This is a genomic window from Pseudomonas sp. R2-60-08W, from assembly GCF_003852335.1.
Lineage (GTDB): Bacteria > Pseudomonadota > Gammaproteobacteria > Pseudomonadales > Pseudomonadaceae > Aquipseudomonas.
On record NZ_CP027731.1, the window covers coordinates 1,573,560 to 1,592,615 of the forward strand.

The 19,056-nt window shown below is 62.2% G+C and carries 23 protein-coding genes; 13 read left to right on the plus strand and 10 right to left on the minus strand.

Going from position 1 to position 19,056, the window contains the following annotated elements; all coding sequences use genetic code 11:
* Positions 1 to 638: 638 nt before the first annotated feature.
* Entirely contained in the window at positions 639 to 1,478 is an 840-nt protein-coding gene (locus tag C4J90_RS07145) for a cache domain-containing protein (RefSeq protein ID WP_124419500.1), read from the minus strand.
* 72 nt (positions 1,479 to 1,550) lie between these two features.
* Entirely contained in the window at positions 1,551 to 2,324 is a 774-nt protein-coding gene (locus C4J90_RS07150; RefSeq protein ID WP_124361760.1) for a transporter substrate-binding domain-containing protein, read from the minus strand.
* Between the two features lie 207 nt (positions 2,325 to 2,531).
* On the opposite strand from C4J90_RS07150, the gene C4J90_RS07155 reads away from it, so the two are divergent.
* From C4J90_RS07155 to C4J90_RS07170, 4 genes are all read left to right on the plus strand, one after another.
* Entirely contained in the window at positions 2,532 to 3,131 is a 600-nt protein-coding gene (locus C4J90_RS07155; RefSeq protein ID WP_124361761.1) for a class I SAM-dependent methyltransferase, read from the plus strand.
* Positions 3,132 to 3,253: 122 nt separating this feature from the next.
* The gene (gene rnd, locus C4J90_RS07160; RefSeq protein WP_124419501.1) at positions 3,254 to 4,387 is read left to right on the plus strand and encodes a ribonuclease D; all 1,134 of its coding nucleotides are present in this window, start codon (positions 3,254 to 3,256) and stop codon (positions 4,385 to 4,387) included.
* Positions 4,384 to 4,677: a YcgL domain-containing protein gene (locus C4J90_RS07165; RefSeq protein WP_124361763.1), complete on the plus strand. Its 294-nt coding sequence runs from the start codon at positions 4,384 to 4,386 to the stop codon at positions 4,675 to 4,677. Before rnd ends, C4J90_RS07165 begins: the two co-directional genes overlap by 4 nt.
* Before the next feature lie 108 nt (positions 4,678 to 4,785).
* A complete protein-coding gene (locus C4J90_RS07170) occupies positions 4,786 to 5,718 on the plus strand; it encodes a D-2-hydroxyacid dehydrogenase (RefSeq protein WP_124366242.1) in 933 nt (310 codons plus the stop codon).
* A gap of 126 nt (positions 5,719 to 5,844) precedes the next feature.
* Here the strand turns inward: C4J90_RS07170 and C4J90_RS07175 are convergent, their stop codons facing one another.
* Entirely contained in the window at positions 5,845 to 6,429 is a 585-nt protein-coding gene (locus C4J90_RS07175) for a nitroreductase family protein (RefSeq protein ID WP_124361765.1), read from the minus strand.
* Positions 6,430 to 6,582: 153 nt separating this feature from the next.
* Between C4J90_RS07175 and C4J90_RS07180 the strand changes: the two genes are divergently transcribed.
* Positions 6,583 to 7,032: a YcgN family cysteine cluster protein gene (locus C4J90_RS07180; protein ID WP_049709459.1), complete on the plus strand. Its 450-nt coding sequence runs from the start codon at positions 6,583 to 6,585 to the stop codon at positions 7,030 to 7,032.
* A 13-nt stretch (positions 7,033 to 7,045) separates the two neighbouring features.
* Positions 7,046 to 8,266: a hypothetical protein gene (locus C4J90_RS07185; RefSeq protein ID WP_124419502.1), complete on the plus strand. Its 1,221-nt coding sequence runs from the start codon at positions 7,046 to 7,048 to the stop codon at positions 8,264 to 8,266.
* 144 nt (positions 8,267 to 8,410) lie between these two features.
* Here the strand turns inward: C4J90_RS07185 and C4J90_RS07190 are convergent, their stop codons facing one another.
* The 4 genes from C4J90_RS07190 to C4J90_RS07205 all read right to left on the minus strand — a co-directional run bounded on the left by C4J90_RS07190 (position 8,411) and on the right by C4J90_RS07205 (position 10,511).
* Positions 8,411 to 8,761 (minus strand): DUF2892 domain-containing protein, encoded by a 351-nt coding sequence (locus tag C4J90_RS07190; RefSeq protein ID WP_124361767.1) that lies wholly within the window; start codon positions 8,759 to 8,761, stop codon positions 8,411 to 8,413.
* 67 nt (positions 8,762 to 8,828) lie between these two features.
* Positions 8,829 to 9,296: an RNA methyltransferase gene (locus C4J90_RS07195; protein ID WP_053136646.1), complete on the minus strand. Its 468-nt coding sequence runs from the start codon at positions 9,294 to 9,296 to the stop codon at positions 8,829 to 8,831.
* Between the two features lie 94 nt (positions 9,297 to 9,390).
* Positions 9,391 to 9,765: a YajD family HNH nuclease gene (locus tag C4J90_RS07200; RefSeq protein WP_124361769.1), complete on the minus strand. Its 375-nt coding sequence runs from the start codon at positions 9,763 to 9,765 to the stop codon at positions 9,391 to 9,393.
* A gap of 59 nt (positions 9,766 to 9,824) precedes the next feature.
* On the minus strand, positions 9,825 to 10,511 hold the full coding sequence (locus C4J90_RS07205; RefSeq protein ID WP_058419598.1) for a spermidine synthase: 687 nt from the start codon (positions 10,509 to 10,511) through the stop codon (positions 9,825 to 9,827).
* A 78-nt stretch (positions 10,512 to 10,589) separates the two neighbouring features.
* Between C4J90_RS07205 and C4J90_RS07210 the strand changes: the two genes are divergently transcribed.
* Complete coding sequence (locus tag C4J90_RS07210; RefSeq protein ID WP_124414109.1) at positions 10,590 to 10,868, plus strand: hypothetical protein; 279 nt, start codon at positions 10,590 to 10,592, stop codon at positions 10,866 to 10,868.
* On the opposite strand, the gene C4J90_RS07215 is transcribed toward C4J90_RS07210, so the two are convergent.
* Complete coding sequence (locus tag C4J90_RS07215) at positions 10,865 to 11,338, minus strand: cyclic nucleotide-binding domain-containing protein (protein ID WP_124361771.1); 474 nt, start codon at positions 11,336 to 11,338, stop codon at positions 10,865 to 10,867. The genes C4J90_RS07210 and C4J90_RS07215 overlap by 4 nt on opposite strands.
* Positions 11,339 to 11,450: 112 nt before the next feature.
* Positions 11,451 to 13,493 (minus strand): S9 family peptidase, encoded by a 2,043-nt coding sequence (locus C4J90_RS07220; protein WP_124419503.1) that lies wholly within the window; start codon positions 13,491 to 13,493, stop codon positions 11,451 to 11,453.
* 24 nt (positions 13,494 to 13,517) lie between these two features.
* Between C4J90_RS07220 and C4J90_RS07225 the strand changes: the two genes are divergently transcribed.
* Genes C4J90_RS07225 through C4J90_RS07235 form a run of 3 tightly spaced genes read left to right on the plus strand, consistent with a single transcriptional unit; the run spans position 13,518 to position 15,405 of the window.
* Positions 13,518 to 14,045, plus strand: coding sequence for an MFS transporter (locus tag C4J90_RS07225; RefSeq protein WP_124419504.1), 528 nt, complete (start codon positions 13,518 to 13,520; stop codon positions 14,043 to 14,045).
* A gap of 30 nt (positions 14,046 to 14,075) precedes the next feature.
* On the plus strand, positions 14,076 to 14,852 hold the full coding sequence (locus tag C4J90_RS07230; RefSeq protein WP_124361774.1) for a class II glutamine amidotransferase: 777 nt from the start codon (positions 14,076 to 14,078) through the stop codon (positions 14,850 to 14,852).
* A gap of 10 nt (positions 14,853 to 14,862) precedes the next feature.
* A complete protein-coding gene (locus tag C4J90_RS07235; protein WP_005786113.1) occupies positions 14,863 to 15,405 on the plus strand; it encodes a DUF2937 family protein in 543 nt (180 codons plus the stop codon).
* Between the two features lie 107 nt (positions 15,406 to 15,512).
* On the opposite strand, the gene C4J90_RS07240 is transcribed toward C4J90_RS07235, so the two are convergent.
* Positions 15,513 to 16,427 carry a LysR family transcriptional regulator gene (locus C4J90_RS07240; protein ID WP_124361775.1) on the minus strand — a complete coding sequence of 305 codons (915 nt, stop codon included), beginning with the start codon at positions 16,425 to 16,427 and terminating at the stop codon, positions 15,513 to 15,515.
* Between the two features lie 177 nt (positions 16,428 to 16,604).
* Here C4J90_RS07240 and C4J90_RS07245 point away from each other — a divergent pair, with 177 nt between their 5' ends.
* Genes C4J90_RS07245 through C4J90_RS07255 form a run of 3 tightly spaced genes read left to right on the plus strand, consistent with a single transcriptional unit; the run spans position 16,605 to position 18,951 of the window.
* The gene (locus tag C4J90_RS07245; protein ID WP_124419505.1) at positions 16,605 to 17,345 is read left to right on the plus strand and encodes a 5-oxoprolinase subunit PxpA; all 741 of its coding nucleotides are present in this window, start codon (positions 16,605 to 16,607) and stop codon (positions 17,343 to 17,345) included.
* Positions 17,342 to 18,046: a 5-oxoprolinase subunit PxpB gene (pxpB, locus tag C4J90_RS07250; RefSeq protein WP_124361777.1), complete on the plus strand. Its 705-nt coding sequence runs from the start codon at positions 17,342 to 17,344 to the stop codon at positions 18,044 to 18,046. The genes C4J90_RS07245 and pxpB overlap by 4 nt, the downstream gene beginning before the upstream one ends.
* A complete protein-coding gene (locus C4J90_RS07255) occupies positions 18,043 to 18,951 on the plus strand; it encodes a biotin-dependent carboxyltransferase family protein (RefSeq protein WP_124419506.1) in 909 nt (302 codons plus the stop codon). Before pxpB ends, C4J90_RS07255 begins: the two co-directional genes overlap by 4 nt.
* Positions 18,952 to 19,056 lie beyond the last annotated feature (105 nt).

Consider the following 19,056-nt stretch of genomic DNA (forward strand, 5'->3'; position numbering starts at 1 on the left):
GCCTCGCCTAGGCTCGGCATGCCCTCACTCCGGCTTGAATCCGTGGGCCGCCGCCATGCGCCATCCATGGCGCAGGGCGGCTAACCCGGCGTCCTGCCGGGTTACCCACGGATTCAAGCCTGCGTTCGGCCAGCGTGGTTAACGGGGCGACTGAGATCAAGATCCAAAGCAAGAGCAAGAGCAAGAGCAAGAGCCAGATCAAAAGATTGCTGACTTCGTCAGCGTCTGAGGAAGTAGAAGCCACACCGCGCACGCTTCAATGATTAGGTCGGCTCGAAGGCCGCCTCGCTTTTGCTTTTGATTTTGATTTTGATCTTAAGCGCCCCGTTAAACCACGCTGGCCGGAATTCGATAGGGATTTGGGGGGTAAACCGGCAGGACGCCGGTTTAGCCGCCCCGCGCCATGGATGGCGCGTGGCGGCGGCCCCCCAAATCACTGTCGGATTACGGGCACACCGAGCCTAGGCGAGGTGCCGAGTGGTGGGGCAAGAGCCCTTTGGTTACTTTGGGGCTTTTCCAAAGTGACCCGCCGTAAGGGCGGAACCCTAAGCCGCCGTTACCTGAATAACGGATATGTACTCAATAAAACTCACTACTTGGTCGGCCCAGAGGCCGCCACGAGAAAACGTGCCCCCCAGTCAGGGACTGTAATACCCCACCGCCACCATAAACCGCCCCGCCTTACGCAAATAAGCATGCTTATTCTCAACCTTCCCCGTCACCGGATTCTTCCACCGATATTTGTACTCCCCCTGATCCTGCTCAGTCATCAGTTGAAGAATCGGCTCACCCACAGGCTTCTCATCCGGGTCCTTGACCTTGGCAAAATCCGTATTGATCAAGCGCAAATTAGTGCCATGGGCCACATAGCGCCGCGTATCCAGGTCCACCACGAACACGTAGAGATCGTCCTGCAGGAAACCACCCTGCAATGAGTTGATCGCCTTGAGCGTCCCCGCTTCATCCTTCACCAGCGCGTTCACCGCTTTGTTGCGCAGCGCCCGTGCCTGTTCCGGCGTAGCCCGTGGCAGGTAATAGCCGACCGCCAGGATGCGCTCGCCCACGCGCTGGTAAAACACGTGCTTGTGCTCGACCTTGCCGTCATTCCAGTTCTCCCAGCGGTAATCGGCCTGCTGGATACCCTGGCCTTCGGGCGCGCTGATAGCTTGCTTGAACGAAGCCTGCAGATCAGGCCCAAGTACCTCGGACACGTCTCGACCGATCAGGGCCGAAGAGGGGCCGCCACTGGCCAGCAGCACGCCTTTGGTATCGACCACGAATACGTAGCGGTCCTGGTCGATGAACTCACCTTGGCGGCTGAAAGCGGCCAATGCCTTGTCACCGTTGCTCTGGTAGTACGCGAGGGCTTTTTCCAGCAGCGCCTTGGCCGCCTGGGCCTCCGCATCCTGGGCCGTGGCGGCGTGCACCTGGCTACAGCACAACAGCAACAGCCAGGTGAATCGCAACAGTGTGTTCATTTATCCATCCCTCGATTTTGTTGGAATGACAAGAGCGTAGACGGTCGGCGAGGGAATCGTGGCGCAAGCTGATCAAGGCGCCGCCAGCCACTGACTGACAATGCCGTCATACACCCCGGTCGCCACGCTCAGGTGCAACCATTGGTCGACGTAGCTTTTCCAGGCCACGTCATCGCGCGGCAGCAGGAAGGCTTTCTGGCTGTACTGCATCTGCCGCTCGGGGTTGACCGCACAGAGCCCCGGTTTTTGCTTTTGCTGGTACCGCGCTTCGCTGGCGTCGGTGATCATCACGTCGGCCTTGCCCGCCAGCAGTTCGTCAAAAATTGTCACGTTATCGTGCAGGCGTATCTGCGCCTGGCCCAGGTGGGTGCGGGCAAATACTTCGTTGGTGCCGCCCGCCGGTTCGATCACCCGCACCTGAGGCTGGTTGATCTGTTCGACGCTCTGGTAGCGCTGCACGTCGGCGCAGCGCACCAGCGGGATCTTGCCGTCGACGCCCAGCGGCTGGCTGAAGAAGGCTTTTTTCTGGCGTTCCAACGACACCGAAATACCGCCCACGGCAATGTCGCAGCGTTGCGCCAGAAAATCCGGCATCAGGGTTTTCCAGGTGGTGGGCACCCAGGTGATCGTCGCGTTGAGGCTCTTGGCCAGGGATTCGGCCATGGCGATATCAATGCCCTGATAGTGGCCATCGGCACGCAGCGAGGTGTAGGGCATGTAGTCGCCGGTGGTGCACACCGTCAGCGTGCCACGCTCGATGACCTCATCCAGGCGAGACGCGCTGGTATCGGCCAGGGCGGTGGTTGCCATGCTCGCCAGTACACACAGGGCTAGAGGTGCTTTCATGCGGTCGAATCCTTGGGGCAGGTCGGGTGGTCATTATTGACAGCGCAGGGCTGGTGGACAAGCTGCGCCGCCGGTTTAGCCCAATGGCAATGGCGTCCCGAATCATCAACGGAAGACCCGGCGGGCTTTCGACCTTTTTTTCACGTTGCAGTGGTTAAGCTGCGGACCAAGGTCGTTCTACTTCCGTTATAGCCACATGAGCCCGCGATGTCGTCACAGCCTCCATCCTCCATCGAGACCGAATTCACCGAGCGCCATGACCGTGAGCATGCCAGGGTCTGCGGTGATACTCGTCCGCCCGGGCTGTTGCAGCGCCTGGCCGCATGGCGCGATGCGCGGTTGGTGCGCCATGCGTTGAAGGTCGCCGGGGAGCCGGGGTTGATCCTGGACCTGGCCTGCGGCTCCGGGCGGTTCTGGCCGGTGCTGGGCGAGCACGTCAATCGGGTGATCCTGGCGTCGGACAACTCCCAGCAAATGCTCGACCATGCCCGCACCCACCATCCGGCGGCGCTGCTCAAACGTGTCAAGACATTCCCCGGCTCGGCGTTTTCCATCGGCCTCTCAGCGAATGCGGTGGATTGCATCTTCTGCCTGGAGTTGTTTCGCCATGTGCCCAGCACCGAGGTGCGCCTGGTGTTGCTGCGCGAATTTCACCGGGTCAGTCGCGATACCGTGATTGTATCCGTGGACGCGCGTACGCCGGTTGAGGAGGAGTTCCGCCAGGCGGGCTTCAAGGTTTTGAACCACCGGGAGTTCCTGCCGGGCTCCAAGCTCTGGTGTGTCTACGTCCTGCGTAAGAGGGGATAACTCCCGCCTGTCGGATTATTCGCCGTCTCCTGTCTGAGTTTTCATGGTTGCCTGTGCACTGCGGATGCTCGCAAGCCCCTTTCGCGATATATACTGCGCGCCATTCTTCAAGGGAGAGCCGTGTGGCCATCGATATTCACTGGATCTGCGACAACGATAGCCTCGGCCAGCATTGCGCCGAATGGCAGCAGTTGCCATTCGTCGCCCTCGACACCGAATTCATGCGGGTCGACACCTTCTATCCCATTGCCGGGCTGATCCAGATCGGTGATGGCGTGCGCGCTTACCTGATCGATCCGCTGACCATCGACAACTGGCAACCCTTGGCCGCCTTGCTGGAAGACCCAGGCGTGATCAAGGTGGTACACGCCTGCAGCGAAGACCTGGAAGTGCTGTTGCGCCTGACCGGCAGCCTGCCGGCGCCGTTGTTCGACACCCAATTGGCTGCGGCTTACCTGAACCTGGGTTTCTCCATGGGTTACTCGCGCCTGGTGCAAGCGGTACTCGATATCGACCTGCCCAAGGGCGAGACACGCTCGGACTGGCTGCAGCGGCCATTGTCCGACACCCAGGTGAGCTACGCCGCCGAAGACGCCGTGCACTTGGCCGAGGTGTATATCCGCCTGCGCCCGCGTCTGTCGGATGACAAGTACGCCTGGGTGCTGGAAGACGGTGCCGAACTGGTGGCCAACCTGCGTCGCGAAGTCGACCCGTACGAGGTGTACCGCGACGCCAAGCTGGCGTGGAAGCTGTCGCGCGCCCAGCTCGCCGTACTGCGTGAACTGTGCGCCTGGCGCGAACAGCAGGCCCGTGCCCGTGACCTGCCGCGCAACCGCATCATCCGTGAACACTCATTATGGCCCCTGGCCAAATCCCAGCCGGATAACCTCGCCGCCCTGGGCAAGATCGAAGACATGCACCCGCGCACCGTGCGTCAGGACGGCCAGTTCCTGCTCGACCTGATCAAGCGTGCGGGCAGCGTGCCCATGGAACAATGGCCGCCTGCCGTGCCTGAACCGCTGCCGGTCGACGCCGCCGCGCTGATCAAGCAACTGCGCGCCCTGGGCCAGGCTGAAGCCGAACGCCTGGACATGGCCCCGGAACTGATGCTGCGCAAGAAAACCCTCGAAGCCCTGGTTAAAAGTGGCTACCCCGATGGGCCTTACCAATTGCCAGACTCGCTGCGTGGCTGGCGTCGCGAGTTGATGGGCCAGGCGCTGCTCGACAGCCTGGCCACCGCCGGAGAACAGCCTTGAAACGTATCTGCTCCATTTATCGCAGCTTGAAAAAAGACGGCATGTACCTCTACGTCCTCAAAAGTGACGCCCTGGAGCGGGTGCCGGAGCCGTTGATGGTGGCCTTCGGCAAGCCGCATCACGCGTTCGACATGGTGCTGACACCGCAGCGCAAGCTGTCGCGCGAAGACATCGTCGTGGTCCTGGAAAACCTCGACAAGCAGGGCTACCACCTGCAAATGCCGCCGGCCGAGGACGAGTACATCGAACACTTGCCCGAAGAGCTGCTGCGACGCAACGACCCGATGTGATCGGTGGGTGCCCGGTGCCGGGCACATTCTTCAACGCAATCGTATTGAGTTGGCGCTGGCCGTAAGGATGCGGGCGGCCGTCTGCACTGTTTTTGAAAGGTTTGAACCATGCGTGTTCTGATTGCTGAACAGGATCACCCGCTCTACGCCCAATTGCTTCGCGAAGCCGCGCCCGACCTCGAGGTGCTGACCAGCGGCGACTCGGCCGAACTCTCGCGCCTGGCCGCCGATTGCCCGGTGTGGCTGGGCCAGCCGGACCTGCTGGCAACGCTGTTGCGCCAGGGCCACCACCCGCAATGGCTGCAATCGACCTGGGCCGGCATCACGCCGCTGCTGGCTGAAGGCCTGCCGCGTGATTATCGCCTGACCCGTGCGGTCGGTATCTTTGGCCAGGTCATGGCCGAATTCGTCCTGACCTACATGCTCGGTCACGAACGTGAAGTGCTGGCGCGGCTGGTCAGCCAGGTCGAGCGCAAGTGGGACAACCGCTTGGGCCAGAGCCTGGCGGGGCGCAAGGTGCTGGTCGTCGGTACCGGCGATATTGGCCAGAGCGTGGCGCAGTTCCTGCTGCCGTTCGGCGTCAAGCTGTATGGCATCGCCAGCCAGGCCCGCGAGCAGGCGCCATTTATTGAAGTCGCCGGGCTCGAACAATTGGGCCGGCTGGTGGGCGAGGTGGATTATGTGATCAACCTGCTGCCCAACACCCCCGAAACCCATGATCTGTACGACGCGGCCCTGTTCAAGCAATTCAAGCCGACCGGGCTGTTTATCAACGTCGGGCGCGGCGTGGCGGTGGTCGATGCCGATCTGGTCGAAGCCCTGAAAGAAGGGCACCTGGCTGGAGCGGTGATCGATGTATGTCGCCAGGAACCGCTGCCGCAGCGCCATCCGTTCTGGACGGCGTGGGGCTTATTGTTGACCGGGCACAGCTCGGCGCCGACCTCGCCGTCGATGATGGTGGAGCTGTTCGTGCAGAACGTGCGTGCGTACCAGGCCAAACAGGCACTGCGCGGGGAAGTGGATTTCGAGCGCGGCTACTGAACCACAGCAGTACAAAAAATGTGGGAGGGGGCTTGCCCCCGATAGCGGTGGGCCAGTCAGTACATTAGCCGGCTGACACTCCGCCATCGGGGGCAAGCCCCCTCCCACATTAGGTTTGCGTACGCTTCAGAGACTGAAATCGCCCTCCGAAACAAGCTCGCTCAGCGGCTTGCGCGGGCTCGGCGCCTCACGCCCTTGCAGGTACTCCGGCAGGCTCGATTTATCCCCCAGCTTGCCGATGGCCACGGCGGCATGCAGTGCATACCCTTCTGGAATCTTCAGCTCTTTGCGGGTCAGCTCCTGATCGAAGCCGGCCATGCCGTGGGTGTGCCAGCCGCTCAGGCTGGCTTGCAGGGCCAGGTGACCCCAGGCGGCGCCCGTGTCGAAGGTGTGCCACAAGGCCGGGGTTTCTTCCTTGGCACCGGGGGCGATGAAGTCGGTTTTCGAGGCGATGATCACCAGCGCCGACGCATGCTGCGCCCAGCCCTGGTTGAATTCATTGAGCAGGCCCAGGAAACGCTGCCAATCCGGCGTGTCACGACGGGCATAGAGAAAACGCCATGGCTGCGAGTTGTACGCCGAAGGGGCCCAACGCGCCGCCTCGAAGAAGCTCAGCAGGGTTTCCTGGGGAATGCTCTCGCCGGTAAAGGCGCGCGGCGACCAGCGGTCGATGAACTGGGGGTGGATCGGGTAGTCGGCAACACGGGTCATAAGCAGTTCCTGATCGTCGATTCGGCGCTCAAAACTACTGCGCCGCTACTAGACTGACAAGTGTTGTTACACCGCCAGTCGACAGCGCTTGGCCCCAGGGGGCTTGGGCACTAGACTGGCGGCCTTTTCACCTACCGATACTGATGCAGAGCCATGGCCGCCAAAGTCGAACCTTTCTGGATACGCAAAACCCTCGAGCACCTCGACCAGGAGGAATGGGAGTCGTTGTGCGACGGCTGTGGCCTGTGCTGCCTGCAAAAGCTTGAGGATGAAGACGACAACAGCGTCTATTACACCCGCATCGCCTGCAAACTGCTCGACCTGAAAACCTGCCAGTGCACCGACTATCCCAACCGTCGCGCGTCGGTGCCCGACTGCATCCAGCTCACACCCGGCCAGGCCGACCAGTTCAAATGGCTGCCACCCACCTGCGGCTATCGGCTGGTCAGCGAGCGCAAGGATTTGCCGCTGTGGCACCACCTGGTCTGCGGCGACCGCGACGCCGTGCACCAGGAACGCATTTCCCAGTCCGGGCGCATGCTCAGCGAAGGCAGCGTGCCAGAGGACGACTGGGAGGATTACCTGATCTTCCGCGCAGGTTGAACGAGGAATGTGTATGAGGGTGGGATTCAAGCTGGCGACCTCTGCGCTGTTGCTGGCGCTGGGCATGCCGGCGTGGTGCGCCAAGAAAGTCGACCTGGATTATCACGTCAAACTCCTGCCCCAGAGCGATCAGGCCGAGGTGCGCGTGAGCCTGTCCCAGGGTTCCGCCGTGCGCAGCCTGGATTTTGACCTGGGCCAGGACGGTGACTACAGCGACTTCAAGGCCGATGGGCAATGGAAAGTCACTGGCCATCGTGGCCACTGGCAACCCGGCGCCGACAAGGCCAGCCTGACCTACCGCGTACGCCTCACTCACGCGCGCAAGCCGGGCAGCTATGAAACGCGGATGACGCCAGGCTGGGCGCTGTTTCGTGGCGATGACCTGGTGCCCGCCGCGAGGCTGGACCAGCAGGACGGGGTGGAGTTGGTCGCGCGGCTGATGTTCGAGCTGCCGCCAGGCTGGAAAAGCGTCGAGACCGCCTGGCCGCGTATCGGCAAGAACCGGTTCCGCATCGACAACGTATCCCGCCTGTTCGACCGCCCCACCGGCTGGATGCTCGCCGGTAACCTGGGCAGCCGCCGCATGCGCCTGGGGGAAACCGAGATCACCGTGACCTCGCCCAAGGGCCAGGGCATGCGGCGTATGGATGTGCTGACATTGCTGACCTTCGTGTGGCCGCAGGTGGAAGCCGCGTTCCCGCGCCACCCGGCCAAATTGCTGGTGGTGGGCGCCAGCGATCCGATGCGCCGTGGCGCAGTTTCGGCGCGTGACTCGATCTACCTCAACAGCCGCACGCCGCTGGTCAGCGAAGACGGCAGCAGCCCGTTGATCCGCGAAGTGGTGCAGGCCATCGCCCGCTTCAATGACCACGACAGCAGTGACTGGATCAGCGAAGGCCTGGCCGGCTACTACGCCATTGAACTGGTACGCCGCGCCGGCGGCATCACCGATGAGCGGTATCAAGCGATACAGGCGCGCCTGGCGAAAGAGGGCAAGGACGTGACGCGCCTGCGTGGTGAGCACGTCAGCGGCGCGACGGTGTCACGGGCCGTGGTGGTGTTGCAGGAGCTGGACCGAGAGATTCGCGTGAAAACCCATAACAAGCGCTCGCTGGATGATCTGGCGCAGGCGGTGATGCGGGCCGATAGCATTACGACACCGGAGTTCGTGCAGTTGGCCGAGCGCATTATTGGTGAGTCGTCGGTGGTACTCGACAGCAAGTTATTACGCTGAGCCACAGCCCTGCACAAAGCAAAATGTGGGAGGGGGCTTGCCCCCGATAGCGGTGGTTCAGTCATTGGATGCGGTGACTGACACTCTGCTATCGGGAGCAAGCCCCCTCCCACATTTGAATCTCCAGCAGATCTATAGCCGGGATCAGCCAGTGGTTTTAACGGCCTTTTCAGCCGCCACTTCAGCCTTGGTTTTCAAGTTCTGCAGCTCCGCGCCAGCGCGCTCGATCTTCGTGCGTACGCTGTTCATTTCCTGGCGGCCTTGCTCCAGCTTGTCCTTGAGCGAACTGTGCCCGGTGAAACCCCGAGCCAGCGCCACGCCACCAATCGCCACCTGGATCAGCCCGAAGAGCCCGCCACGGCGCAGGCCTTTGCCTACCATCATCACGCCGCCGGCCACCGAGCCGATGCGCTCCCAGCCGTGCACGTTCTGTGTACGCGGGGCTTCAGGCTGCTGATGTTCGATGAAAGGTCGCAGGGTTTTGCTGTCGCTCATGGTCTGTCTCCTACAAAGGCAAGTGTAAGTAGCTGACTGTTCTCGAGGGCCGGATGTTCCCGATATTTCAGTACTTGGGGCCCGAGCGGGTGTTGTTGCCCTTGGCCAGGCGGTCGTAGAGCACCACATTGACTGTGGCGGCAAGGTTCATGCAGCCGGTGGTCGGAATATAGACGACGTCTTCGCACCAGTCGCGAATGTCTTTATCCAGCGAGCCGTCTTCCGGGCCGAAGATATACAGCGCGCGGTCGGGGTGGGTGTATTCGGGCAGCGGGCGGGCGCCTTCCACCAGTTCCACGGCGACGGGGATACAGCCCAGGGGCAGGATCTTCTTCAGGTCATCGATGCCGATCAGCGGAATGTCGTGGTGAACCTTCTTGGTGTCGGTGATGAAGTCCCGCGCGCGCTCGTAACGCACGCCGGTATAGAACACCGAAGCCACGCCGTAGCAGCCGGCGGCGCGCATCACCGAGCCGACGTTTTCAGGGGATTTGGGGTTGTACAGACCGATGCAGCTGTAGCGTTTATTGCCCACGGGGGTGCCTTTAAAAAGGCAGCATTATAGCGGCAAGCTGCAAGCTGCAAGTAAAAGCAGGCGGCTTTTTCTTGCAGCTTGCAGCTTGTAGCTTTCAACTGCCTTTCTTCATCAACCCCGCCAACGCCGCAAACGGGTTGTGCGTGGCCTTGGCAATCGTCGGGCTGCTGGTGGAGCCTTCGCCGAAATACTGCTGGTCGGTATAGCGCGAATGTTCGTTGTCATGGCAGTACAGGCAGAGCAATTCCCAGTTGGAGCCGTCCTGGGGATTGTCGTCATGATTGTGGTTGCGGTGATGCACGGTCAGTTCGCTCAGGCGCTTGCCGGCGAATTCTCGGGCGCAGCGGCCACACACGTGGGGATACATTTTCAGGGCTTTGTCGCGGTAGCCCATTTCCCGGTCGCGCTGGGCGTCGGCGAGGATGCGGTCCAGCTTGGCGGTATGGGAGGGCGGATTGGTCGAGCTCATCATGGCTCCTGGCTATTGGGTGGTCACGGACAGGTTGATTCTAGCTAATCACAGCGCAATTAGCCCTTGAGCTTTTCCGCAATCCAGATGGTGTGCCGCGTGCCCTTGTTGCCGTGGGCAAACACCTGCACTTCCTCGGCCTTGAAACCGGCCTTGCGCAGTTTGTCGCTGAACAGTTTGTCGGCGCTGGCTGACCACACCGCCAGCACGCCCTTGGGGCGCAGCGCCTTGGCGCAGGCGGCCAGGCCGCCGGCAGAATACAGCCAGCTGTTGGCCTTCTGCGTGAGGCCTTCAGGGCCATTATCGACGTCGAGCATGATCGCATCAAAGCCCTGGGGCTCGGCTTGCAACACCTTGGCCACGTCTTCCAGGCGGATTACCGTGCGCGGGTCAAGCAAAGGGCGGCCGGACTTTTCGCCCAGCGGCCCACGGTTCCACTCCACCACGCCCGGGACCAATTCCGCCACCACCACTTCGGCGCTCTTGCCCAAGTGCTTGAGCGCCGAGGCGAGGGTGAATCCCATGCCCAGGCCGCCGATCAGCACCCGTGAGCCCGGGCGCCCCGCGACCTTGCGGCACGGAATTTCCGCCAGGGCGTCTTCGGAGCCGTGCATGCGCGTGTTCATCAACTGGCCACCGTCGCCGCCCTGGATCTTGATGACAAAATCCTCGCCGTATTCGAACAGGCACAAGGCACCGCCGTTGTCGGGGATCGGAGTGGTGTCCAGCAGAACGAAACGTTTCATGGAAATCTCATTGGGAAGGGCATTCTTGCGCGGTTGGGAGTAGCCTTACGACATTCCGGTCAGGCCATGGAGCCATCGATGAAGTGCAGCATTCTAACGGTCATTGTGCTTGGCGCGCTCACATTGGGTGCGGCGCAGGCGCAGGAGTCGCAAACCGTACCGGTCGCCCCCGCACCCACCCCCGGCGCGCCGGGCACGCCAACGCCCACGTTGTACCCGCAGGTCACGCCGCCCGTCGTGCCCAAGACCAACGGCTCGCCGCCCCTGGCACCCATCGTGCTGCCGGCGCCGCCCAAGGACCAGACCGTGCCGGGCCTGCAGCAGAACGACAGCAAGCCGAAGACGCCTGGCGGTTAAAACTGTTGCGCCAGTAATTGCCCGTCAGCCATGCGCAAACGCTTGGACAGGGCGATGGCAATCGCGCGGATGATCTTGGCCGCCACCCTGGGCGCTTCGTTGAGCATTTTCTCCAGGGCGTCCTTGCCCAGGTTCAGCAGCACACAGTCGGTGGCCGCCATGCAGCTGGCCGAGCGCCGTTCGCCGTCGAGTACCGCCATTTCGCCAAAGGCCCGGCCGCTGCGCAGGGTGGCAATGGTCAGGCGTTGGCCCGCGTGGTTGGTTTTCTGCACCGCCACCTGGCCGCTGTGGAGGATGCACATGAACGTGCCTGCATCGCCCTCGAGGAAAATCACCTCATCCTGGGCAATGCTGCTGATATTGAAGTAGCCCGCGGCGATATGAAAATCTTCCGGTAGCAGCGGGTCGAACAGGCCGCAGTCCATCAGCATGTCGCGGATTTCTTGGTTGAGCAGGGTGGGTTCTGACATAACTGCAATCTTGGTCCATCAATTCGGTAGGCGGTCCTGTGTTCAGACGGGACCGCCTTGCACTTAGTTCTTAAAACAGTGTTCTTAAAACAGTGTTCTTAAATCAATGTTCTTAAATCAGTGCAAGCGCCTTGAACACAAAGGCGTATTCGAGCGCTACGTCACGTAATCCCTGGTAACGGCCACTCATGCCACCGTGACCGGCACCCAGCTCGGTCTTGAGCAGCAGCAGGTTGTCGTCGGTCTTGGTGTCACGCAATTTGGCCACCCACTTGGCCGCTTCCCAGTACTGCACGCGGCTGTCGTTGTAACCAGCGATCACCAGCAGGTGCGGGTAGGCCTGGGCCCGCACGTTTTCGTAAGGCGCATACGCCTTGATGCGCGCATACACTTCGGGCTGCTGCGGGTTGCCCCATTCGTCGTATTCGGTGACGGTCAGCGGCAGGTCCGGGTCGAGCATGGTGTTGAGCACATCGACAAACGGCACTTCGGCGATCGCCGCCTGGAACAGTTCCGGGCGCTGGTTGAGCACGGCCCCGATCAACAGGCCGCCGGCGCTGCCGCCGCTGATCGCCAGTTGCCTGGCGGTAGTCAGGCCCTGGGCGATGAGGTGTTCGGCGCAGGCGATGAAATCGCTGAACGTGTTCTGCTTGTATTCCTGCTTGCCGTTGCGATACCAGGCTTCACCCAGTTCGCCGCCGCCGCGCACATGCGCGATGGCAAACGCCACGCCACGGTCGAGCAGGCTCAGGCGTGCGTGGGAGAACCACGGGTCGAGGCTTTGGCCGTAAGCGCCGTAGCCATACAGGTACAACGGCGTCGGCTTGCCGAGCTGGTCACGCTTGACCACCAGGCTGATCGGCACCTGGGTGCCGTCGGCGGACGTGGCCCACAGGCGCTGGCTGACGTAGTCGTCGGCATTGAATGCGCCGAGAACCGGGGTTTGCTTGAGCACCTGTTGAGCGCCGCTGGCCAGTTCCAACTGGCGCACCTGGGCCGGGCGGTTCAGGGCTTCATAGCGCAGGCGGACCTTGTCGCTGATAAATTCCAGGCTGTCCTGTACGTAGAGGCTGTAAGCCGCGTCAGGCAATTCCACGCGATAGGCCGGCACGCCCTCGGGGTGCACTTCGATCACTGGCAGGCCACCGATGCGCAGGCTCAAGGTCATGGCGCTGGCATTCAGGCTGACGCCGTCCAGCATCACCTCGTCGCTGTGGGGGATCAGGTTCTGCCAGTCGGCTTCGGTGGGCACCGTGCCGGTGTCGGCGGCAACGAACAGCGCGTAATTGATGCCGTCGCGGTTGCTGCGGATAAACCAGGTCCACTGGCCGTTCAGCTGGCCGTGGTCGACATCGTATTCATGGTCTTCTACCCGTGGCGCCAGGCAGGTGAAACCCAGGTGCGGCTGGTCGGCGTCCAGTGCCCAGATTTCGCTGGTGGTCTTGCTACCCAGGGCCAGCAGCAACTGGCGCTCGGAGCTGGAACGGTAGCAATGCAGGAAGAAACGTCCGTCGGGTTCGTGGAACACTTCCTGCGCCGCCGTGCCGTCCAGGCGGTAGCGGTAGAGTTTGTGCGGGCGATGGGTGTCGTCGAGTTCGCCGAAGAACAGCGTGAGGCTGTCGTTGGCCCAGGTCATGCTGCCGTCGCAATTGTCGAACGCCAGTTCGCTGACCTTGTCGGTGGCCAATTCCTTCACGAACAGGGTGTAGATCTCTTCACCGCTGGTGTCGAGGCTGTAGGCCAGGCGCTGATGGTCGGGGCTGATGCTGAACGCGCCGAGGGAGAAAAACCCGCCATTGGCCAGCTCGTTCGGGTCCAGCAGCAGTTCTTCGCTGTGTTCATCTACCTGGTTGCTGTCATCGGCCGGGCGGCGGCAGCGGTAGTGACGCGCGTATTCGTCACCGGCGGTGGTGCGGGTGTAGTACAGATACGGGCCCCAGGGGGAGGGCAGGGACAAGTCGGTTTCCAGGATACGGCCCTTGATCTCTTCGAACAGGCTCTCGCGCAGCGCCTGCTGATCGGCGAGCTGCGCCTCTTGCCAGGCGTTTTCGGCCTTGAGGTAATCGAGGACGTCGCGGCTGTCACGCTCCTGCAGCCAGGCGTACGGGTCTGGGCCTGGGGCCTTGCGGGCAATCGGTGCGGTCGAAATAGGCATGGATAATTCTCTATCGGGCGGACGGTGGCCGGCATTGCAGCCGCGACACGCAAAAGCCGTTATCATAGCCGCCTCTTTGCCAGCCTTGCCATGGACACCATGACCGAGAACGACTATCTGACCGCTTGGGGCCTTTACGCCTTCGCCGCTTTGGGCTGCCTGTTAGTGTGGTGGCGCATCACCCGCTGGATGTGGCGCTGGCTGCGTGAGCCGTTGCAGTTACTGATGGCGGTGCTGTTGCTCAGCCCCACCATCGTCGACCCGATCAAGACCCAGTTCGCGCCGGCCGTGGCGATCACCGCCCTGGACCTGGTGCTCAAGGTCGGCAATAACGCCTGGCGCGCCATCTCCGACCTGTTCATGTACACCATGATCGTGTTCGGGCTGTACATCGTGTTCGTGCTGATCCGCTGGCCCCTCGAGCGCGCCGCCAACGCCCGCCGCGAGCGCAAGGCCGCCACGGATGCCGCGTTGGCCGCCGAGCCGGAAGAAGACGAACCGTTCCATCGCCCGGCGCCCGTCGGTGGCATGCGGGTCGAACCGCGCCTTTAACGTTGTCCGCCCTGCAGCGAGAGCCCTGGCATGTGTGAATTATTGGGCATGAGTGCCAACGTCCCCACCGATATCGTGTTCAGTTTCACCGGGTTGATGCAGCGGGGCGGGCGTACCGGCCCGCACCGCGACGGTTGGGGCATCGCCTTCTACGAAGGCCGTGGCCTGCGCCTGTTCCAGGACCCGGCCGCGAGCAGCGAGTCGGAAGTCGCGTTGCTGGTGCAGCGTTATCCCATCAAGAGCGAAGTGGTGATCGGCCATATCCGCCAGGCCAATGTGGGCAAGGTGAGCCTGGCCAATACCCACCCGTTCGTGCGCGAACTGTGGGGGCGCAACTGGTGTTTTGCGCACAATGGCCAACTGGCCGATTTCACCCCCCGTGCCACCTTCTACCGACCGGTCGGCGACACCGACAGCGAAGCGGCATTCTGCGACCTGCTCAACCGCGTGCGCGAAGCCTTCCCCGAGCCGGTGGACATCGAGCACATGCTGCCGGACCTGATCGCCGCCTGTGCCGAATACCGTAGCAAGGGCGTGTTCAACTGCCTGCTCAGCGATGGCGACTGGCTGTTTTGCTACTGTTCGACCAAGCTGGCGCAGATCACCCGGCGCGCCCCGTTTGGCCCGGCCCGCTTGAAAGATGTCGACGTGATTGTCGATTTCCAGGCCGAAACCACTCCCAATGACGTGGTAACGGTGATCGCCACCGAACCTCTGACCGACAACGAAAACTGGACCCGCTACGAACCGGGCCAATGGAGCCTGTGGCGACGCGGTGAATGCGTCAGCCAGGGCGTTACCGAATAAGGAATCGACCATGTTGCTCAGTTATCTGCGGTTGGTGCTGTTTGCCATTGGCTTGTTGGTCGGTGTGCAAGTGCCGGGCTTCATCAACGATTACGCCAAGCGCGTCGAAGCCCACCTGATCGAGGCACAGACAGGCCTGCGCGGGTTCGAGTCCACCGCGCAGCAATTCTTCAACGGTGACATGCAAGCTTTGGTGGCGCATTACCGTGCCAGTGACGATCCGGTGTTCCAGAGCGACGCGAGCAGCCTGGGCGCGATGCTCGACCGGCAGCTTGAGTTGGACAAGCAATTCCAGGCCATGCAAGGCCCCTGGTACATCCGCGCCCTGCAAGTGGCGGTGGCCGCCGATCCGGATATTCGCCTGGAAACCTGGAATGGCTACAGCTACCAGATATTGCTCACGCCCGAAGCCATGGGCTGGGGCCTGGGCGGGGCGATGCTGTTGTCGTTCGGTATCGAATGCCTGTATCGCCTGATCGATTGGGTGGTGCTGGGCGGCCGGCGCCTGCGCCAGAGCCGGCCGATCGAAGAGCGGGACCTGAAGGGCCTCTAAAATGTGGGAGGGGGCTTGCTCCCGATAGCGATGTGTCAGTCAGCCTATGTTTGGCTGACCCACCGCAATCGGGAGCAAGCCCCCTCCCACATGTGTATCCGGTTTAGTCAGTTGCTCAGCACCATCCGCTCTTCGCCGACCTCTTCGGCGTAGCGAGCAACGACCTTCTGGCACAACCCCACAATCTCCTCCACCAATTCCACCCCGACCCGCCACGACACCACCACCTGCAGGTTCGGCAGTTGCTGCGCCATCGGCAGCATCACCAATTCCCCCCGTGCCAGCTCTTCGCTGACCAGCACCGGCGGCAGTGCGCCAATGCCAAAGCCATCGCGCAGTAAACGGGTGATGGCCGATACCGAGTTGACGCAATTCATGCGCGGCGCGGCCACGCCGTTGGCCTGCATCAAGCTCAACACATCCTGATGGGGGCAGGAGTTTTTCGAGTAGGTGATGATACGTTCCTGGGCCAATTCGGCGAGGGAAGCGTAGTCGCGGTTATAGATCGACTGGCTGGCGACGATCCACGCCATAGGGTGGCTGCCCAGTTCCAGGCTGCGCACGCTTTCCAGGCGCAACAGGTCAGTTTGCAGGATCAGGTCCAGGAAGCCTTTTTGCAGCTGATCGCTTAAGTTCAATGCAGTATCGGCGACCAATTCGATTTCTACCCGCGGGAACAGGCTCATCAACTCAGCAACCAGCGGGCTGAGCCAGGTGTGGATCACGGTGTCCATCGCGCCGATCCGAATCCGTCCGACCTTGCTGCTGGTGGTTTCCAGGGACTGCTTCAAGCCCTGCATGGTCACCATCATCTGTTCGGCATAATCGAGCACCTTCAAACCTTCCGGGGTCAGGCTTACGCCACGCGAATCGCGCAGGAACAGCTTCACCCCCAACTCGCTTTCGAGCACGGCAATGCGGCTGGAAATCGACGCCTGGGTGGTGAACAGCTTTTCGGCGGTCAGCCGGAAACTCTTGAGCTTGGCCACCCAGACGAAGGTTTCGAGGAACTTCAAATTCATGGGATCAACTTTTTCTTATGCTTGGATCGGTTTTTATTAGTTGGACGCCGCACCGGGCCAGCGCCAAAAATCGAGTCGTTCCACGATAAGCGTCGTTGGGGTTCAGGACAACATCGTTGCGAGATGTTGGTAAAAGATCCCACACTACAAAAAAACAAAGCCTACAGGAGCGACCCCGTGAGCCGCCTGCTATTGAATTGCGACATCGGCGAAAGCTTTGGCAACTGGACGATGGGTCTGGACGCTGAAGTCATGCCGTTCATCGACTGCGCCAACGTGGCCTGCGGCTTCCATGCCGGCGACCCGAGCATCATGCGCAAGACCGTCAGCCTGGCGCTCAAGCACGCCGTGCAAGTGGGCGCACACCCGGCTTATCAGGACCTGCAAGGCTTCGGCCGGCGCTCCATGAACTACACGCCCCAGGAAATCCAGGACCTGCTGCACTACCAGATCGGTGCGCTGGATGGGATCTGCCGGGCACAAGGGGGGCGCGTCAGTTACGTGAAACCCCATGGCGCGATGTACAACGACATGATGGCCAACCCCGCCCAGTTGCGCGCGGTGATCCAGGCCGTGGCCGCTTACGGCGACCTGCCGCTGATGTTGCTGGCCACGCGCGACAACAGCGCGGCCCAGGCCGTGGGCGATGAATACGGTGTGACCCTGTGGTTCGAAGCCTTTGCCGACCGCGCCTATGACAGCCAGGGCCATCTGGTTTCCCGCCAATTGCCGGGTGCGGTGCACCACGACACCGAGACCATCGTCAATCAGGCGGTGACTATTTCCCGAGGTGAGGCCCTGAGCGCCAGCGATGGCAGCGCCTTGGTCTTGCAGGCCCACACCTTGTGCGTCCACGGTGATAACGCCAGCTCGGTGGCTGCGGTGCAGCGTATCCGCCAGGCTTTGAAACCAGCATGAAGCCACGGATTGAAGTGGTGGCCATCGACTGCCTGATGGTGCGGCTGTTCGATGTGATTGCCGAAGCCAACATGCCGTGGATGCTCGCCGCCACCCAGCGGTTGCGCAGCGGGTTCGGCGGTGCCTTGGTCGACCTGGTGCCGTCCTACACCACTTTGATGGTGCATTACGACCTCGCCACCCTGGCCCCGGCCGAGGCGCGGGCGTTGATCGACCAGGCGCTGACCGACCTGCAGCCCCAGGCCCAGGGCGGCGGCCGCTGCCATGTGCTGCCGGTGTGGTACGACCTGAGCGTTGGCCCGGAACTGGCCTTGCTGGCGCAGCGCAGTGGGCTTGCGGTGGCTGAAGTGATCCGTCGCCACAGCACTCACCTTTATCAAGTGTTCGCCCTCGGTTTCGCCCCCGGTTTTGCCTTTATGGGGCTGGTGGATGAAGTCCTCGCCACACCGCGCCTCAGCACCCCGCGCAAACGCGTGACGGCCGGCAGTGTGGGTATCGCCGAGCGGCAAACCGCCGCCTATCCGGTGGTGTCCCCCGGTGGCTGGAACCTGATCGGGCGCACCCCGGCCAAGCTGTTCGACCGCGAGCGCGACGGCTATAGCCTGATGCAGCCGGGCGACACGGTGCGCTTCGAGGCGGTCAGCCACGCGGAGTTCGTCAACCTGGGCGGCGATGACACGCCCTTGGAGGCACAGGCATGAGCCGCTTGTTGATCGAAGCCAGCACGCCGCTGTGCCTGTTGCAGGATGCCGGGCGTTTCGGCGTGCGCCACCTGGGCGTGACCCAGGGCGGCGCGCTGGATTGGGTATCGATGTCGTGGGCCAATTGGCTGCTGGGCAATGCGCTGGATGCGCCCGTGGTGGAAATCACCCTGGGCGGCTTTACCGTGCAGGCCGAGGACTACTGCCTGCTGGCCTTGGCCGGTGCCGACCTTGGCGCCTTTATCGACGAGCGCGCCATCAGCCCGGGGCGCAGTTTTATCCTGCAAAAAGGCCAGCGCTTGCGCTTTACCCAGCCGTTCAAGGGCGCGCGGGCTTACCTGGCGGCGCCGGGCGGGTTCGATGCGCCGCAGGTGTTGGGCAGCTGTGCAACGGTGGTGCGTGAGGAACTGGGCGGCGTCGACGGTTTGGGCAAGGCATTGGTTGAAGGCGGGCGCCTGGCTTATTCCGGTACAGGGGGGGCGATGAGGGTGCTGGCCCAACCGGATCTGCCATCCGCTGCGCCACTGGACGTTATCGTCGGCGCACAGATCGGCCAGTTCAGCGGCCAAAGCCTGTTCGATGCCTTCAATACCGACTGGGCGCTCGACAGCCGCGCCGACCGCATGGGCATGCGCTTGCTGGGCACGCCATTGGAGTACCAGGGACAGTCGTTGATTTCCGAAGGAATTCCGTTGGGCGCGATCCAGGTGCCGCCGGATGGGCAGCCAATCGTGTTGCTCAATGATCGGCAGACCATTGGTGGTTATCCCCGGCTAGGCGCGTTGACGCCTTTATCCTTGGCACGCCTTGCGCAGTGTCTGCCGGGCGAGAAAGTACGCTTGGCGCCGGTAGTGCAGGAAACGGCGCATCGGCAGCACATCGAATATCTGCGCCGATTCCAGTAACACTGCAGTCCAAAATGTGGGAGGGGGCTTGCTCCCGATTGCGGTGGTTCAGTCACTGATGTATTGACTGACACACTGCAATCGGGAGCAAGCCCCCTCTTATCA

What these genes read in the sequence shown, in the direction of transcription:
- C4J90_RS07145 (WP_124419500.1), bottom strand. Translation starts at nt 1,478, where the DNA reads ATGAACACACTGTTGCGATTCACCTGGCTGTTGCTGTTGTGCTGTAGC.
- C4J90_RS07150 (WP_124361760.1), bottom strand. Translation starts at nt 2,324, where the DNA reads ATGAAAGCACCTCTAGCCCTGTGTGTACTGGCGAGCATGGCAACCACC.
- C4J90_RS07155 (WP_124361761.1), top strand. Translation starts at nt 2,532, where the DNA reads ATGTCGTCACAGCCTCCATCCTCCATCGAGACCGAATTCACCGAGCGC.
- C4J90_RS07170 (WP_124366242.1), top strand. Translation starts at nt 4,786, where the DNA reads ATGCGTGTTCTGATTGCTGAACAGGATCACCCGCTCTACGCCCAATTG.
- C4J90_RS07175 (WP_124361765.1), bottom strand. Translation starts at nt 6,429, where the DNA reads ATGACCCGTGTTGCCGACTACCCGATCCACCCCCAGTTCATCGACCGC.
- C4J90_RS07180 (WP_049709459.1), top strand. Translation starts at nt 6,583, where the DNA reads ATGGCCGCCAAAGTCGAACCTTTCTGGATACGCAAAACCCTCGAGCAC.
- C4J90_RS07185 (WP_124419502.1), top strand. Translation starts at nt 7,046, where the DNA reads ATGAGGGTGGGATTCAAGCTGGCGACCTCTGCGCTGTTGCTGGCGCTG.
- C4J90_RS07190 (WP_124361767.1), bottom strand. Translation starts at nt 8,761, where the DNA reads ATGAGCGACAGCAAAACCCTGCGACCTTTCATCGAACATCAGCAGCCT.
- C4J90_RS07200 (WP_124361769.1), bottom strand. Translation starts at nt 9,765, where the DNA reads ATGAGCTCGACCAATCCGCCCTCCCATACCGCCAAGCTGGACCGCATC.
- C4J90_RS07205 (WP_058419598.1), bottom strand. Translation starts at nt 10,511, where the DNA reads ATGAAACGTTTCGTTCTGCTGGACACCACTCCGATCCCCGACAACGGC.
- C4J90_RS07210 (WP_124414109.1), top strand. Translation starts at nt 10,590, where the DNA reads ATGAAGTGCAGCATTCTAACGGTCATTGTGCTTGGCGCGCTCACATTG.
- C4J90_RS07215 (WP_124361771.1), bottom strand. Translation starts at nt 11,338, where the DNA reads ATGTCAGAACCCACCCTGCTCAACCAAGAAATCCGCGACATGCTGATG.
- C4J90_RS07220 (WP_124419503.1), bottom strand. Translation starts at nt 13,493, where the DNA reads ATGCCTATTTCGACCGCACCGATTGCCCGCAAGGCCCCAGGCCCAGAC.
- C4J90_RS07230 (WP_124361774.1), top strand. Translation starts at nt 14,076, where the DNA reads ATGTGTGAATTATTGGGCATGAGTGCCAACGTCCCCACCGATATCGTG.
- C4J90_RS07235 (WP_005786113.1), top strand. Translation starts at nt 14,863, where the DNA reads ATGTTGCTCAGTTATCTGCGGTTGGTGCTGTTTGCCATTGGCTTGTTG.
- C4J90_RS07240 (WP_124361775.1), bottom strand. Translation starts at nt 16,427, where the DNA reads ATGAATTTGAAGTTCCTCGAAACCTTCGTCTGGGTGGCCAAGCTCAAG.
- pxpB (WP_124361777.1), top strand. Translation starts at nt 17,342, where the DNA reads ATGAAGCCACGGATTGAAGTGGTGGCCATCGACTGCCTGATGGTGCGG.
- C4J90_RS07255 (WP_124419506.1), top strand. Translation starts at nt 18,043, where the DNA reads ATGAGCCGCTTGTTGATCGAAGCCAGCACGCCGCTGTGCCTGTTGCAG.